The sequence below is a fragment of the Actinoplanes italicus genome, from assembly GCF_003001815.1.
Taxonomy (GTDB): domain Bacteria; phylum Actinomycetota; class Actinomycetes; order Mycobacteriales; family Micromonosporaceae; genus Actinoplanes; species Actinoplanes italicus.
Genome location: NZ_PVMZ01000012.1, coordinates 26948 through 41276 on the forward strand (window position 1 = coordinate 26948; position 14329 = coordinate 41276).

Below are 14329 nucleotides of genomic sequence, written 5' to 3' on the forward strand. Positions count from 1 at the left end.
CGTCGGGATGGGTGACCCGCCGCCTCCGCCTCCTCCGAGCCCGCCCAGCCGTCCGACCCGCAGCACCCGCCGGGTGCTGCGGGTCGCCCATCGGGAGGGCATCGCCCACCGTGACGTCGAACCCGCCGACGTCCTCCTCGAGGAGGAGCGGGTGGTGCTGACCGATTTCGGCATCGCCGCGATCGACACGCCACCGAGGCGGCGGTGAGACACGGCTGGGGTTCGGGTTGCTGTGTCTTTTCTGTAAGGAGTCGTTACGTAATCACCCGTTAACCAAAATTGGGTACATTGCCGAAATGTCCGACTTGACGCAGTTTTTGCGCCGGGACTTGCCGGCGTCCATCGTCGTGTTCCTGATCGCCATCCCGCTCTCCCTCGGCATCGCCGCGGCCTCGGGTGCACCCTTACTCGCAGGATTGGTCGCCGCCGTTGTCGGCGGCGTCGTCGCGGGCGCCCTCGGCGGCGCCCCGTTACAGGTCAGCGGCCCGGCCGCCGGCCTCACCGTGATCGTTGCCGGAACCGTCGCCGACTTCGGCTTCGCCGGCACCGCCGCCATCGTCGCCGTCGCCGGTCTGGTCCAGATCGTCCTCGGCGCCTCCCGCCTGGGCCGCGCCGCCCTGGCACTGTCCCCGGCCGTCGTGCACGGCATGCTCGCCGGCATCGGCCTGGTCATCGCGCTCAGCCAGGTCCACGTTATGCTCGGCGGCGCCCCGCAGAGTTCCGCCTGGCGCAACCTGATCGACCTGCCCGGCCAGCTCGCCACCCACCACGGCGCAGCCGCGGTGCTGGGAGTCCTGACCGTGGCGATCCTGGTGCTCTGGCCCCGGCTGGTCCGGTTCTCGCTGCTGCCGGCCGCCCTGGTCGCGGTCGTGTCGATGACCGCGCTGGCCGCCGGCACCGGCGCCGACGTGGACCGGGTCAGCCTGCCCGACGAACCGCTGACCGGCCTGATCCGCCCGGCCTGGCCCGACGCGCCGGCCCGGGAGATCGTCGTCGCGGTGCTGACCATCGCGATCGTCGCCAGCGTCGAGTCGCTGCTGTCCGCCGTAGCGGTGGACCGCCTGCACGACGGGCCGCGCGCCAACCTGAACCGGGAACTCGTCGGCCAGGGCGCGGCGAACACCGTCTCCGGGCTGCTCGGCGGTCTGCCGGTCACCGGCGTGATCGTGCGCAGTTCCACCAATGTCGCGGCCGGAGCCCGTACCCGAGCCTCTGCGATCTTGCATGGTCTTTGGATCGCCGCGTTCGTGCTGCTCTTCGCCGACCTGATGGAGACCATCCCGATGGCGGTGCTGGCGGCCGTACTCATCGTGGTGGGTTTGCGGCTCGTCGACCTGGCCCAGATCCGCACGTACGCCCGGCACCGGGAACTGCCCACCTACGTGGTGACGGCGTGCGGTGTGGTCTTCACCGACCTGCTGACCGGTGTGGCGCTCGGCATGATCACCGCGGCCGTGCTGATCCTGTGGCGGCTCACCCGCTCCGAGATCCGCCGCGTCGAACGCTCGCCCGGCGAGTGGTCGGTCACCATCAACGGCACCCTGTCGTTCGTCGAGTCGGCCCGGCTCAGCCGTGAGCTCGGCGCTCTGCCGCCCGGCGCGGACGTCGACGTCGAACTGCATCTCGACTATCTGGACCACGGGGCGTTCGAGACGATCAGGGACTGGCGATCCGGGTACGAACGGGCCGGTGGCACGGTTCGGATCCGCGAGGTGCACGACTCCTGGTTCCACCAGGCCACCTCGGGCCGGCTGGGCGGCGGCAAACGTACCCCGCGGCTGCTCGGCTCCTGGTCGCGCTGGCAGGACATGGACCAGCAGCGCCGGGACGCGATGGCGGCCGGGATCGCCGAGTTCGAGCGCAGTGTCGCCCCGCTGGTCCGGCCCCAGCTGGCCGACCTGGCCCGGGACGGGCAGCGCCCGCAGCAGCTCTTCATCACGTGCGCCGACTCCCGGGTGGTTCCCAACCTGATCACGGGGAGCGGCCCGGGTGACCTGTTCTGCGTCCGCAACATCGGCAATCTCGTCCCGCCCCACGACTCCGGCGACACGTCGGTGGGCGCGGCCGTCGAGTACGCGGTCGACATCCTGGGCGTCACCACGATCACCGTCTGCGGCCACTCCGGCTGCGGAGCCGTGCGAGCGCTGATGACCGACGCGGCGAGCCGCGGGTCGGCGCTCGGCGATTGGCTGGCACTTTCCGGCGTACGGTTCACCGACCGTTCCGACGAGGAGCGCTGCTGCACCGACAACGTGGTGCAGCAGCTCGCCAACCTGCGCACCTACCCGGCGGTCCGTGCCGCCGAGGCCGCCGGCGGCCTGCGCGTCACGGGCATGTACTTCGACCTGGCCGAGGCCAGGATGTACGAGGTCGACCCGATCGTCGGCCAGGCCCACCCGGTCTCGGTGCAGCCCGCCGCCTGACCATGGGGCCGGCGCCCGGAACTCTCGGGCGCCGGCCACACCGGGATCCTCCGGGAGCATGGGCGCCTGCTCGTGAGGTTGCGGGCGTTCCCGGCCCGGCGCTCCTGGCAGTCCGTCCTCCGCGATGACGGCGACATGCCCCCTGATCCGACACGTGGTCCTGCTCCGGGGACGGCTGCGGGCGCGGTTCAACGAAGACTGAGAGGTATAGCATTGATGCTATGAGCTGGGGGCCGCAATGCGGGAGCGCCGGCTGGCTGAGCCGGGCGCCGTTGAGGCGTACGACGCGGCCCGGCTGGCGTTCGAGTTGGGCCGCTCGGTCCGCGAGCTCCGTGAGCGCCGGGGCTGGAGTCAGGCGCAACTCGCGAGGGAATCGGGCATGACCCAGTCCGCCGTTGCGCGGTTCGAGGCCGGTGGGACCGTTCCGACCCTGCCTGTGCTGGAACGGTTGGCGGCAGCGCTGGACGTTACTCTCCGAGTCGGGTTCGAGGCGCGGGGCGAGGCTGCCTGACTGGTGGGTCAGCGGGGGATGAAGATGAGTCGGTCGCGGAACAGTTCGAGTTTGGCCGGGGTCAGCCCGTCGCAGTAGACGACCAGTTCCTCGGGGGTGGTGAAGCCGTTGTGGCGGTCCCGGGCCTCGACGATCCGCTCGGCGAGTGGGCGTTCGATGGTGAGATACCGCTGCAGCCACTCGGCGGAGACGTGGTTGACGTCGATCAGGCCGCCGTCATCGTACTGCCGGCCGGGCAGGTCGGGGCGGCCGACCATCAGCTCGGAGGCCATCGCGGGCTGGGTGGCCTGCAGCTGCCGGGCCTCCTGGCGGCGGGCGGCCCGCCACTGGGCCGCGGCCAGCGCAGGGTCGACGCCGGTGCCGTGGTGCCAGGCGGGCGGCGGGTAGTGGGTCAGGCCGGGCCGCGGGCCGGTGTGTCCGTTGCGGGCCGCGGCCTCCCGGAACCAGCGCTCGCGGACCCGGTTCTGCAGGACGGCCACGTGGACCGTTCCGATGAGCCACAACAGGATGAAGAGGGCGGTGGCGAGGGCGTCGGCGTCGTCGTCGTTCACCGCGGAGAAGGCGACGGCGACGACGACCGCGGCCGCGTACAGCGCCGCGAGGGACTTCTGGAGCCGGGACCGCAGTTTGACGCCCGCGATGAAGACCATCACCGGAGTGCCGTAGCCGCAGGTGAACATCGGGATCAGGAACCACCACCCGGTCTGGGGCGGAAGCTCGTGCCGCCATCCGGCGGGGTATCGCGGATCGGGCTGCATGCCCCGACGGTATGCCCGCGGCTCAAGTCCGGAAAAACTTGACCAGCTCGGCGTCCTGCTCAGGGGTGAGTGGCTCGCGCGGGATGTCATAGACCTTGCCGCCCGGCAGGAACAGGATGTAGGCGTCGTCCTGGACGAGGAACGACCGGAACTCCGACCACTCGATGTCGGCGGAGCTCTCGTCGGTCGAGGAGTGGAACTTCTCGTCGGTGAGCCGCCACGTGCGGGGGCTCAGCCAGCCGTCCCGCACGGTGCTCTCCTTCTTCCAGCGCCAGCCGGCGACGGCGGTGAAGACGGCGGCCACCACGAGCAGTGGGACGCCGATCAGCAGGCTTGTGGGCGCGGCCTCGCCGCCCAGGATGATGATCAGGCCGGCGAACCCGAAGACGGCGGCGGCCGTGGAGTACGGGGCGGCCGCACGCTGGGCGCCGGCGGCGAACCGGCGCTTGAAGTAATCCGGGGTGCGGGCGTGGGTGAACTCGATGTGCACCGATGGATCTTACGAACGTGCCCGCGCCGGTCAGGGCGCGGGCACGTTGCCGGAGAGACGAAACCGTGCTGCGAAGGTCAGTTACGGGTGATGGTGAAGGTGCTGGTCGGGTTCTCGATGTCCCGGTAGTTGTTGCTGAGTTGCAGGTTGTTGAAGGTCACCGCGCCGACGGCGGGGCCCTGACCGGCTTCCGGCATCGGGTTGGCCCAGATCGCGTAGCCCGACTTGGCGTCGAACTGGTCGCCGCTGCGCTGCGCGCCGGTGATCGACACGTTGGTGAAGACGGTGTCCTTGATCGGGAACTGCGGCTGGCCGCCCACGTAGTTGGTCTGGAACATGATGCCCGAGTACGTGGGGTCGACGATGTCGACGTTGTTGACCCGGATGCCCTGGAACACCTTGGACGCCGAGAAGACCCAGATCGCCGGGAACACCTGGCTGCCCCAGAAGTGGCCGCCCGCCCGGACGATCGAGATGTTCTCGAAAACGGTCGGCGGGGTCGCGCCGAAGCCGTTCATCGGGTACCCGAAGTCCAGCGAGCTGATGGTGATGCCCGAGTAGACCAGGGTGTCCGCGATGTAGATGTTCTTGAACGTGTTGGCGTACCCGCCGTAGACCGCGATGCCCGCGGCACGCCAGGTCAGCGTGGTGGACAGGTTCGAGTACACGTTGTTGATCTCGTCGGCGCCGCCCGCGTCGATGGCGGAGAACAGCGCGAAGCTGTCGTCACCGGTGGCCCGGGCGTCGTTGTTGTCGACCAGGTTGTCGGTGCTGCCGTTGGTCATGTTCACGCCGTCGGCGAACATGTTCCGGATACGTGAGTTGGTGATCTTCATCCGGTCGGTGTTGGCGCCCCAGTACAGGCACACCGTGTGCTCGGCCCAGATGTTGTCGATCGTGATGTCGGCGACGTTGGCCAGGTCGAACACCTTGCCGGGACCGTCGATGCGGATCGTGTAGTTGCCGAAGAACGCGAAGTTCGCGAACGTCGAGCCGTTGGCGGTGGCGTCGGCCCGGAAGCCGGCGTCCGTCTCGGACTGGGTGGACGGCGTGTGGAAGCGGGTGTACCACGGGCCCGCGCCGACGACGCGCAGCGCCTTGCCGTACACCTGGAACTTGTTGCTGGTCTGGTAGTCGCCGGCCGGGAGGTAGACACCGATCTTGGTGCTGTCCTGGCGGGCGGCGTCCAGCGCGCTCTGCACCGACTGGTGATCGAAACCGGTCGGCACGACGTAGCGGGCCGGGTCCGGGTTCGCCACCGGAGCGACCTGCTCGGTGTTGATGAAGTCGATCGCGATGTTGCCCGAGTTGGCCGCGTCCTTCTGGAGCTTGATCGTGCTGCCCGCCGGGAACGAACCGGTCAGCAGGATGTTCGCCTCGTCGTAGATGTGGCGCGGACCGGTGCCCGAGTTCTGCGGGTTGGTCTCGTTGCCGTACAGCCACGCGTACTTCGAGGTCAGCGGCAGCGTCTTGTTGAGCGAGCCGTTGACGTACACGTTGATCGAGCTGTTCGTGCCGTCCGGGATGGAGAACCGCGCGACCACCGTGTTGGTGGCGGCCCGGGTGGTCCACTGGACGTATGAGCCGGTCTGGTTCAGCGTGACGGCCTTGCGGCCGGACGCCTCACCGGCGAGGTCGCCGACGATCCGGTTCGGTCCGACGACCTGCGCGCCGCCACCGGTCTGACCGTCCTCGGCCTCCAGCATGTCGTACGGCATGTTCGCGCCGCGGCCCACGAAGAACGGCTTCTCCGTCGTGTTGTTGGCCTGCTTGACCGGCAGCTCGTTGGTGTCGTTCGCGACCACCGTGCGGACCGTGTACTTGCCGTTGACGGCGGTCCAGGTGCCCAGGTTGATCGACGGCGACGACGCGCCGGCCGCCAGGGTTCCGGTCCACGAGCCGGTGAACGTCCTCACGACGGTCGAGCCGTTCAGGATCGTCACGGTCACGCCGTGCGCGCCGCTGCCGCTGGCCGCGGTGCCCTGGTTCTTCAGGATCGCCGAGAACGTGACCGTGTTGCCGGCCGCCGGGTTGCCGGGCGACCAGGAGACCGCCGACGCGACCAGGTCGGAGCTGCTGACCGATGCGACGACCAGGTTGTTCGGGCTGTTGTAGGAGTTGTTGGCGTCGTTGGTCTCGATGACCGTGTTCGCCTCGTCGACCTTGGCGCTGAGCGCGTAGGAACCCGCGTCGCGCGCCCCGATCGAAGCGCTGACCGTGGTCGAGGCGCCGGCCGCGAGGGCTCCGACCGTGGCGGTGCCGACTCTGGTCGTACCCAGGTAGAGGTTGACGTTCGAAGCGGGTGAGGAAGCCGTGCCCGCGTTGCGGACGGTGGCGGAAAGGGTGATCGCGTCGGTCTCGACCGGCGCAGCCGGGGAGGCCGTGAGGCCGGTGACCGTGAGGTCCGGGTTGGGCGCCGGAGTACCGATGACCTGGAACTCCGCGACCTGCCCGCTGGGGGCGCCGGTGTTGGCGGTGAAGGACAGACGGACGTCCGCGGTGGTCGCTGCGACCGGGATGGTCACCGTGTTGCCGCTTGCCGGATTGAAGCTGTACGTGGCGGAGCCGACCAGGGTCGTGTAGGCCGAGGCCGACTGCTCCCGGCCGAGCACGGCGAACGTCTGCTGACGCGCACCCCACGCGGTCGACGGGTTGAGCTTGACCACCACCGACGAGACGGACGCGTTGGAGCCGAGCTTGACGGTCAGGTTCGCCGGGTACGCCGAACCCTCCCAGTAGGTGGCGGTGTCGTTGTCGTTCGCGTTCGCGGCCACGAAGGTGTGGATCACCGACGACGCCTCGATCGGCTTGCCGACCGCGATGTTGCTGCCCGGCTGCTGGGTGCCGGTCCGCGTCACCGTGTTGGAGGCGGCCGACTCGTTGCCGGCGGCGTCACGGGCCTTGACGTAGTACGACACGGTCGCCGAGTCAGGCTGCGAGTCGGTGTACGTCAGACCGGTCACCGTCGTCTTGAGGGTGCCGTTGGCGTACACGTTGTAGCCGGTCACGCCCACGTTGTCGGTGGACGCGCCCCACGCGAGACGGATCTGCCCGCTCGCCGGCACGGTGTAGGACAGGGTGCCCGGCGTGGTCGGGGCGCTCGTGTCACCGGTCGCACCGTTGCGGGTCACCGTGTTGCTGTTCGCCGACACGTTCCCGGCCGCGTCCTTGGCCCGCACGTAGTACGAGACGGTCGCCGAGTCGGGCTGGTTGTCGGTGAAGGTCAGCACGTTGCCGGCCACCGAGCTGCGCAGCTGGCCGTTGGCGTACACGTCGTAGCCGGTCACGCCCACGTTGTCGGTCGACGCGTTCCAGGTGAGCCGCACCTGGCCGCTGGCCGGCTGGGTGTACGCCAGGCTGCCCGGCGCGCTGGGCGCCTGGCTGTCACCGCTGACCGGGCCGTAGACCTCCAGCTCGGACAGCTGACCGGCTGGCCACGCGGAGTTGCCGGTGAAGTTCAGCCGCACGAACCTGGCGCTCGCGGCGGTGAAGTCGATGGTCACCGCGTTGCCCGACGACGGGTTGAAGCTGTAGCCGGCGCTCGCCTTCAGATCACTGAACGACGTGCCGTTGGTGCTGCCCTGGATCGACAGGGTCTGCGTGCGGGTGTTCCACGCGGTGGCCGGCGGCAGCTTGAGGATCGCCTGGTTGACCTGGGTGGCGGTGCCGAGGTCGACCTGCAGCCACTGCGGGAAGGCGTTGTTGTTGCTCTCCCAGTACGTGTTGGCGTTGCCGTCACCGGCGTTGCCGGCCGGATAGACGTCGGTGAAGCTGCTCGCGCTGAACGTCTTGCCGGCGGCCAGGTTGGGTCCGGCGGCGAGGGCGGGCGGAGCGTGCACGAGGGCGGCCACCACGACGGCGGAAGCCACCGTGGCGACTATTCTTCGAGACAATCTGGACATGCGGGAGCGCACCTTTCTTCCCTGAGAGGTGATATTCGAGAACCGGCGGGCGGCATCGGTGGAGAGCCGCCCGCCGGCGTATCAGGAGGTGTGGACCTCGAACTCGGACAGCTGACCCGCGGGCCAGCCGGTGTTGCCGGTGAAGGTGAGCCGCAGATACCGCGCCGTCGTGGAGACCGGAACGGTGACCGTGTTGCCGCTCGCCGGGTCGAAGGCGTATCCGGCGCTGCCCTTGACCGTGCTGAAGCTCGATCCGTCGGTGCTGCCGAGGACGGACAGGGTCTGGGTACGGGTGGCCCAGGCCGTGGCCGGCGGCAGCTTCAGGACGATCCGCCCGACGGCACGGTTCTGTCCCAGGTCGACGGTGACCGACTGCGGGAAGGCGTTGCTCGCGCTCTCCCAGTAGGTGTTGGCGTTGCCGTCGGTCACGTTCGCCGGGCCGTAGACCTCGGCCTGGCTGGTCACGGTCACCGGTCGCCTGGCCGCCAGATTTCCGGCCGGAGTGGTCGTAGGAGGCGTGGTGGGCTCCGTCGTACCGCCGCTCGCGTACAGCTCGACCTCGGACAGCTGGGCGGCCGGCCAGCCCGTGTTGGCGCTGATGGTCAGCCGGACGAACCGGCGATTACCGGTGGGCAGCGCCACGGTCGCGCTGTTGCCGGAGGCCGGGTCGAGCGTCACCCCGGCGGCCGGGGTCAGCGACGTCCAGGACGACCCGTCGGTGGATCCGGAGATCGCGACGGTCTCGGTCCGCCTCTCCCAACCGGCCGGGAGTTTGAGTACGGCCCGGCCGACGCTCTGCGCGGAGCCGAGGTCGACCGTGTACGTCTGGGGCAGCGCCCCACTGCTCTCCCAGTAGGTGGCCGGGTTGCCGTCGACCGCGTTCGCGGCCGTGTACTGACCGTTGGCGGAGCTCGCCGACACCGGTTTGCCCTGCGCCAGGTTGCCGGTGGCGGGCGGGGTGCTGGGGGAGGGCGTCGGTGAGGTGGGCGGGGTGGTCGGCGTGTTGCCGTACTTCGGGGCCGGCCACGGCCCGCAGTACGGGGTGGACGTCTGCCAGCCCGAGTTCCCGCCACCGTCGGTGATCGCCAGCCCGGCACCCGCGCAGTTGTACGTCGGCGGGTTCTGCGCGATCCCGCTGGCCTTGACGTTGGTGAACCGGGCGGTGGCCGGAGCCTGCGCCTGCAGCGCGAAGGTGCCCGCCCCGACGATGTTGACGTTGGTCAGGTTCAGCCCGGTCGTCTGTCCGCCGATCCACTGGATCGCCGAGTACGAGCTGTCCAGGATGTCGGTGTCGCTGACGTTGATGGTCGCGCCGGTGATCGGGCCCTGGTCGGCCCAGAACCATAGCGCGCCGATGCCGAAGTTCCAGTTGTAGTCGGAGTTACCGGCCCGGAGCAGGGTGTTGCGGGCCAGCGTCCAGGTGCCGGCCACCGCGGTCGGCCCGGTGACGCCCGGGTACCGGTTGCCGACGTGGATGCCGCCGCCGTTGGAGACCGACTCGCTCACCACGTTGTCGGTCATCACGATGTCCCGGCCGCCGTAGCTGACCAGGTGGTTCGCCAGGATCGGGGCGACGATCGTGTTGTGGGTGAACGAGTTGCCGACGTTCGGCACGTTCTCCGCCCACATGGCGAGCGCGTCGTCGCCGGTGTTGCGCAGGAACGTGTTGGTGACCGTCGAGTTGGTGACGCCGATGTGGAAGTTCACGCCGTCGGCGGTCTGATCGAGGATCCGGCTGTTCTTGATCGTGAACCGGTCCATCGGCCCGTCCATCCACGCGCCGACCTTGGTGTGCTGCATCCAGACGTTGTCGATCGTCGAGTTCGACATGGCGCCGCCGAACGCGTTGACCTGGTGCTCGTCGACTCGCTCCTGGATGTCACCGATGATCGCCAGGTCCTTGACGGTCACGTTCTGACTGGGACCGCCCTGGCCGTTGTACTTGCCGTAGATGCCCACGGCCTGGTCGCGCTGGGTGGGGTGCCGCCCGCCGAGCACCGAGTACCACGGACCGGCCCCGGCCAGCGTGACCCGGTCCACGATCACGTGGCTGTACAGCGTGAAGTTGCCCGGCGGCACGTAGACGACCCGCCCGGAGGCGGCGCCCGCGTTGACGGCGGCCTGGAACCTCGCGGTCGAGTCGGTGGCGCCGGTGGGGTCGGCGCCGTGGTCGGCGACCACGTCGATGGCGCCGGACGGTTTGCCGATCGGGCCCGGCACGTTCTCGAAGTCGGCCAGGTCGATGGTGAAGCTCGGCGACTGCGCGGTCGAGCTCACCTGGATCCGGATCCTCGTACCGGCCTGATAGGTCGTCCCGAACAGCGCACGCGCTTCGTCGTAGAAGTGGTGCGGCCGGCCGTCGCCGGGGTTGTTGGTGAACGGGTAGTAGCCGTAGTACCAGGCGTACTTCGAGGTCACCGGCACCGTCTTGATCAGCGTCGACCCGGTGCGCACGTCCAGGGAGGCGTTGCGGCCGTCCGGGATGCTGTACCGGAAGTTGATCGAGTTGGCCGGCTTGGTGAGGGTGAACTCGACGTACTCACCCGCGGCGTCGAGGGTGATCGCCTCCCGGCCGGAGGCCTCCGACGAGAGTGTTCCGTACGTGCGGTCGGTGCCGGTGGAGGTGCCGTTGTGCGCGGACTTCTCGGCCTCGAACTCGGTGAACGGCACGGTCGCGCCGCGCCCGGGGAAGTCGAACGGGGACGGCCCGGCAGCCAGCGCCGGGGAGGGTTGCCAGATCACCGTGGTGACCGTTGCCGCGAGGACGGCGGCGAGTGCTGCGAGTGGGACGGTGCGGTTGGCCATGGTTCCTTCCTTGGTGTGGCCAGCCCCCGAGATGGGCGTCCCCGGCGGTGGAACCGGGAACGCCCGTTCGTTCGCCCTAGAGGCGCAGCCAGACCGCGGTGTCCCGGGGGAGGAGGTCACCGTCGAGCGAGCTGCTGGCGAGCAGGATGTCCCGGTGCTCCGGCAGGGGAACCGGTGCGTCGGAGAGGTTGAGCACACAGGCGAAATCGGTCCCGCGGGTCCAGGCGAGGACGCCCTCCCCACGGTCGAGCCAGGCGAAATCGGTGTCCGTGAAGGTGCGCAGGCCGATCGCGGACCGGTACAGCTCGAGCATCGAGTTCGGGTCGCCGGTCTGCGCCTGGACGGTCCGGTCCTTCCACTCGGCCGGCTGGGGCAGCCACGGGACGCCGGTGGTGAAATCGAACGGCGGCTCGTCGCCGGACCACGGCAGCGGGACCCGGCACCCGTCGCGGGTGTGGCCGCGACGTGCGTACATCGGATCCTGCATTTGATCTGGATCGATGTTCTCGTTCTCCCAGAGACCCAGTTCCTCGCCCTGGTAGATGTAGGCCGAACCGGGCAGCGAGAGGGTGAGCAGCGCCGCGGCCCGGGCCCGGCGCGTGCCGAGTTCCAGGTCGACCGGGGTGCCGTCGAGGTTGTTCTCGAAACTGAACGTGGTGTCCGTCCGGCCGTACCGGGTGACGTGCCGGGTCACGTCGTGGTTCGACAGGACCCAGGTGGGCGGAGCTCCGACCCGGGCGTGCGCGTCCAGCGTGCGATCGATGCAGGAGCGCATGAGGTACGGGTCCCAGGCGCACCCGAGGAAGTCGAAGTTGAACGCCGCGTGCAGCTCGTCCGGGCGCAGGTAGTTGGTGAAGCGCTCGACGTCGGGCATCCAGACCTCGCCGATCAGCGCCCGGCCCTCGTACTCCTCGGCGATCCGCCGCCAGGAGCGGTAGACGTCGTGCACCGCGTCCAGGTCGTGGAACGGGTGCGGCTCGCCGTCGACCACCTCGGGCAGCGTGGTGTCCTTGAACAGCAGCGCGGCCGAGTCGATCCGGATGCCGTCGGCGCCCCGGTCGAACCAGAACCGCAGAATGCTCTCGAACTCGGCCCTGACGTCCGGGTGCTCCCAGTTGAGGTCCGGCTGCTCCGGTGTGAACAGGTGCAGGTACCAGTCGCCGTCCGGTGTCTGTGTCCAGGTCGTGCCGCCGAATTCGCCCGTCCAGTTTGTGGGCATATTTTGGCTTTTACGAAACCAAAAGTAATCCCGCTCTTTTCCACCCGCGAGGGCCGCTTTGAACCATGGGTGCTCGCTGGAGATGTGGTTCGGGACGATGTCGATGATGATCCGGATGCCGGCCTCGTGCGCCTCGGCGATCAGCGCCTCGGCCTCGGACAACGAGCCGAACACCGGGTCGATGTCGCGGAAGTCGGACACGTCGTAACCGGCGTCCGCCATCGGCGACGGGTACCACGGGCTCATCCAGATCGCGTCGACGCCGAGGTCTCTGAGGTGGCCGAGCCGGGCGCGGATGCCGGCGATGTCACCGACCCCGTCACCGTCGCCATCGGCGAAACTGCGCGGATAGACCTGGTAGATCACCGCGTCACGCCACCACTGCATTGTCATCCCGCTATCCCTTGAGGCTGCCTGTGGTCAGGCCGGACATGATGTTGCGCTGGAAGATCAGGAAGATGATCACGGTCGGCACCGCGGCGATCACCGACGCCGCGACCACCACGTTCTGCGGTGTGCCGGCGGCGAAGGCGTAGATTCCGACGCTGACCGTGCGGGTCTCCTGGCTCGGCATGACCAGCAGCGGCCAGAGGAAGTCCTTCCAGACCGCGGTCACCGCGAAGATCGACACCACGCCGAGGATCGGCCGCGACATCGGCAGAAGGATCGACCAGAGGGTCCGCAGCGGGGACGCGCCGTCCATGAAGGCGGCCGACATGATCTCTTCCGGGATCGAGTCGAAGAACCGCTTGAGCAGGAAGATGTTGAACGCGTTGGCGACCATCGGCAGCCAGATCGCGAACGGCGAGTCGAGCAGGCTGATGTCCAGCACCGGCAGGCTGATCACCGTCTGGTACTGCGGGACGATCAGCACCATGGCCGGGATCATCAGGGTGGCCAGCATCGCGCCGAGGATCACGTTGCCGAAGACCGGGCGGAGCTTGGAGAGGGCGTACGCCGCCGCGGTGTCCAGGATCAGCTGGAAGAGCACCGCCCCGGCCGCGTAGTAGATGGTGTTGAACAGCAGCTTCGCCAGGTTCAGGTTGTTCCACGCGTCGATGTAGTTGGTGAACTCCGGATCCCGCGGGAACAGTGTGGGCGGGGTCTGCGCGAGCTCCTGGCCCGACTTCAGAGCGCCCGTGACCATCCAGTACAGCGGTCCGATGAAGATCAGCGTGAAAGCCGTGACGATGATGCCGAGCAGCGCCCAGTAGAGGAACCGGCCGCGCCCACGCTGGAGCTGAGCGTGCGAGATGAGGGTTCGAGACATGGTTTCTAGTCCTGTTTCGTGCTCAGCCGGAGGTACACGGCGGAGAAGGCGGCCAGCACCAGCAACATGATCACGCCGAGCGCCGCGGCGCCGTTGAGATCGTTCTGGAAGAACCCGTGCTGGTAGATCAGGTACGCGACCGAGGTGGCCGAGTCCTGCGTGCCCGCGCCGTTGGCCAGGATCAGCGGCTCGATGAACAGCTGCATGGTCGCGACGATCTGCATCATCGCGAGCAGCGCCAGGATCAGCCGGGTCTGCGGGATCGTGACGTGCCAGATCCGCTTCCACAGGCCGGCCCCGTCCAGCTCGGCCGCCTCGTACAGATCGCCGGGGATGTTCTGGAGTGCCGCCAGGTAGATCAGTACCGCGCCACCCATGTTCATCCAGGTCGAGGCGATCACCATGGCCGGCATCGTCATCGTCGGTGACTGCATCCACTCCGACGTGGGCAGATTGAAGAACGCCAGGATCGCGTTGAAGAGGCCCGCTTCGCTCGGGTCGTAGGCGTAGTACTTGAAGAGGTACAGCGCCGACGCCGGCGGCAGCATGACCGGCAGGTAGACCAGGATGCGCAGGTAGCCCTTGGCGTGGCGGAACTCGTTGAGCAGGATCGCGACGAAGAACGGCGCCACGAAACCGAGGATCAGCGCCAGGGCGGTGAAGTAGAAGGTGTTCTTCCAGGCGGTCCAGAAGCTCGGATCCTCGATGATCCGGATGTAGTTGTCCCAGCCCACCCAGGTGGTGACCCCCCGGCGGGTGCGCTGGAAGCTCATCACGATGCCGCGGATCATCGGGAACCACATGAAGAGGCCGAAGCAGAGGACCGCGCCGATCAGGAACGCGTGCCCGGTCAGGTTGTCCTGCAGCTTGCGGCGGTTCTTCGTGATCCGCGGCGGGGCGGGGGCCACCGCCCCGGCCGGAGCCGGAGCGGTGGCGGTCGCGGCAGGCATC

General features: G+C 68.7%; 10 protein-coding genes. 3 read left to right on the forward strand and 7 right to left on the reverse strand.

What is annotated here, in order from left to right; all coding sequences use genetic code 11:
• Positions 1 to 7: 7 nt before the first annotated feature.
• From CLV67_RS27200 to CLV67_RS27210, 3 genes are all read left to right on the forward strand, one after another.
• Complete coding sequence (locus tag CLV67_RS27200) at positions 8 to 208, forward strand: hypothetical protein (RefSeq protein ID WP_106323278.1); 201 nt, start codon at positions 8 to 10, stop codon at positions 206 to 208.
• Positions 209 to 296: 88 nt separating this feature from the next.
• Complete coding sequence (locus CLV67_RS27205) at positions 297 to 2423, forward strand: SulP family inorganic anion transporter (RefSeq protein WP_106323280.1); 2127 nt, start codon at positions 297 to 299, stop codon at positions 2421 to 2423.
• Positions 2424 to 2661: 238 nt separating this feature from the next.
• Positions 2662 to 2934: a helix-turn-helix domain-containing protein gene (locus CLV67_RS27210; protein WP_106323282.1), complete on the forward strand. Its 273-nt coding sequence runs from the start codon at positions 2662 to 2664 to the stop codon at positions 2932 to 2934.
• Between the two features lie 8 nt (positions 2935 to 2942).
• Here the strand turns inward: CLV67_RS27210 and CLV67_RS27215 are convergent, their stop codons facing one another.
• From CLV67_RS27215 to CLV67_RS27245, 7 genes are all read right to left on the reverse strand, one after another.
• Positions 2943 to 3692, reverse strand: a complete 750-nt coding sequence (locus CLV67_RS27215) for a ComEA family DNA-binding protein (protein ID WP_106323284.1) — start codon at positions 3690 to 3692, stop codon at positions 2943 to 2945.
• Between the two features lie 22 nt (positions 3693 to 3714).
• On the reverse strand, positions 3715 to 4182 hold the full coding sequence (locus tag CLV67_RS27220) for a YcxB family protein (protein WP_106323286.1): 468 nt from the start codon (positions 4180 to 4182) through the stop codon (positions 3715 to 3717).
• Positions 4183 to 4259: 77 nt separating this feature from the next.
• Complete coding sequence (locus CLV67_RS27225; RefSeq protein WP_170154017.1) at positions 4260 to 8084, reverse strand: discoidin domain-containing protein; 3825 nt, start codon at positions 8082 to 8084, stop codon at positions 4260 to 4262.
• Between the two features lie 81 nt (positions 8085 to 8165).
• A complete protein-coding gene (locus tag CLV67_RS27230; RefSeq protein ID WP_106323288.1) occupies positions 8166 to 10889 on the reverse strand; it encodes a galactose-binding domain-containing protein in 2724 nt (907 codons plus the stop codon).
• A 76-nt stretch (positions 10890 to 10965) separates the two neighbouring features.
• Positions 10966 to 12501 carry a glycoside hydrolase family 13 protein gene (locus tag CLV67_RS27235; protein ID WP_106323290.1) on the reverse strand — a complete coding sequence of 512 codons (1536 nt, stop codon included), beginning with the start codon at positions 12499 to 12501 and terminating at the stop codon, positions 10966 to 10968.
• Positions 12502 to 12505: 4 nt separating this feature from the next.
• The gene (locus CLV67_RS27240) at positions 12506 to 13378 is read right to left on the reverse strand and encodes a carbohydrate ABC transporter permease (RefSeq protein ID WP_106323292.1); all 873 of its coding nucleotides are present in this window, start codon (positions 13376 to 13378) and stop codon (positions 12506 to 12508) included.
• A 5-nt stretch (positions 13379 to 13383) separates the two neighbouring features.
• Positions 13384 to 14328 (reverse strand): carbohydrate ABC transporter permease, encoded by a 945-nt coding sequence (locus CLV67_RS27245; protein ID WP_106323294.1) that lies wholly within the window; start codon positions 14326 to 14328, stop codon positions 13384 to 13386.
• Position 14329: the final 1 nt, after the last annotated feature.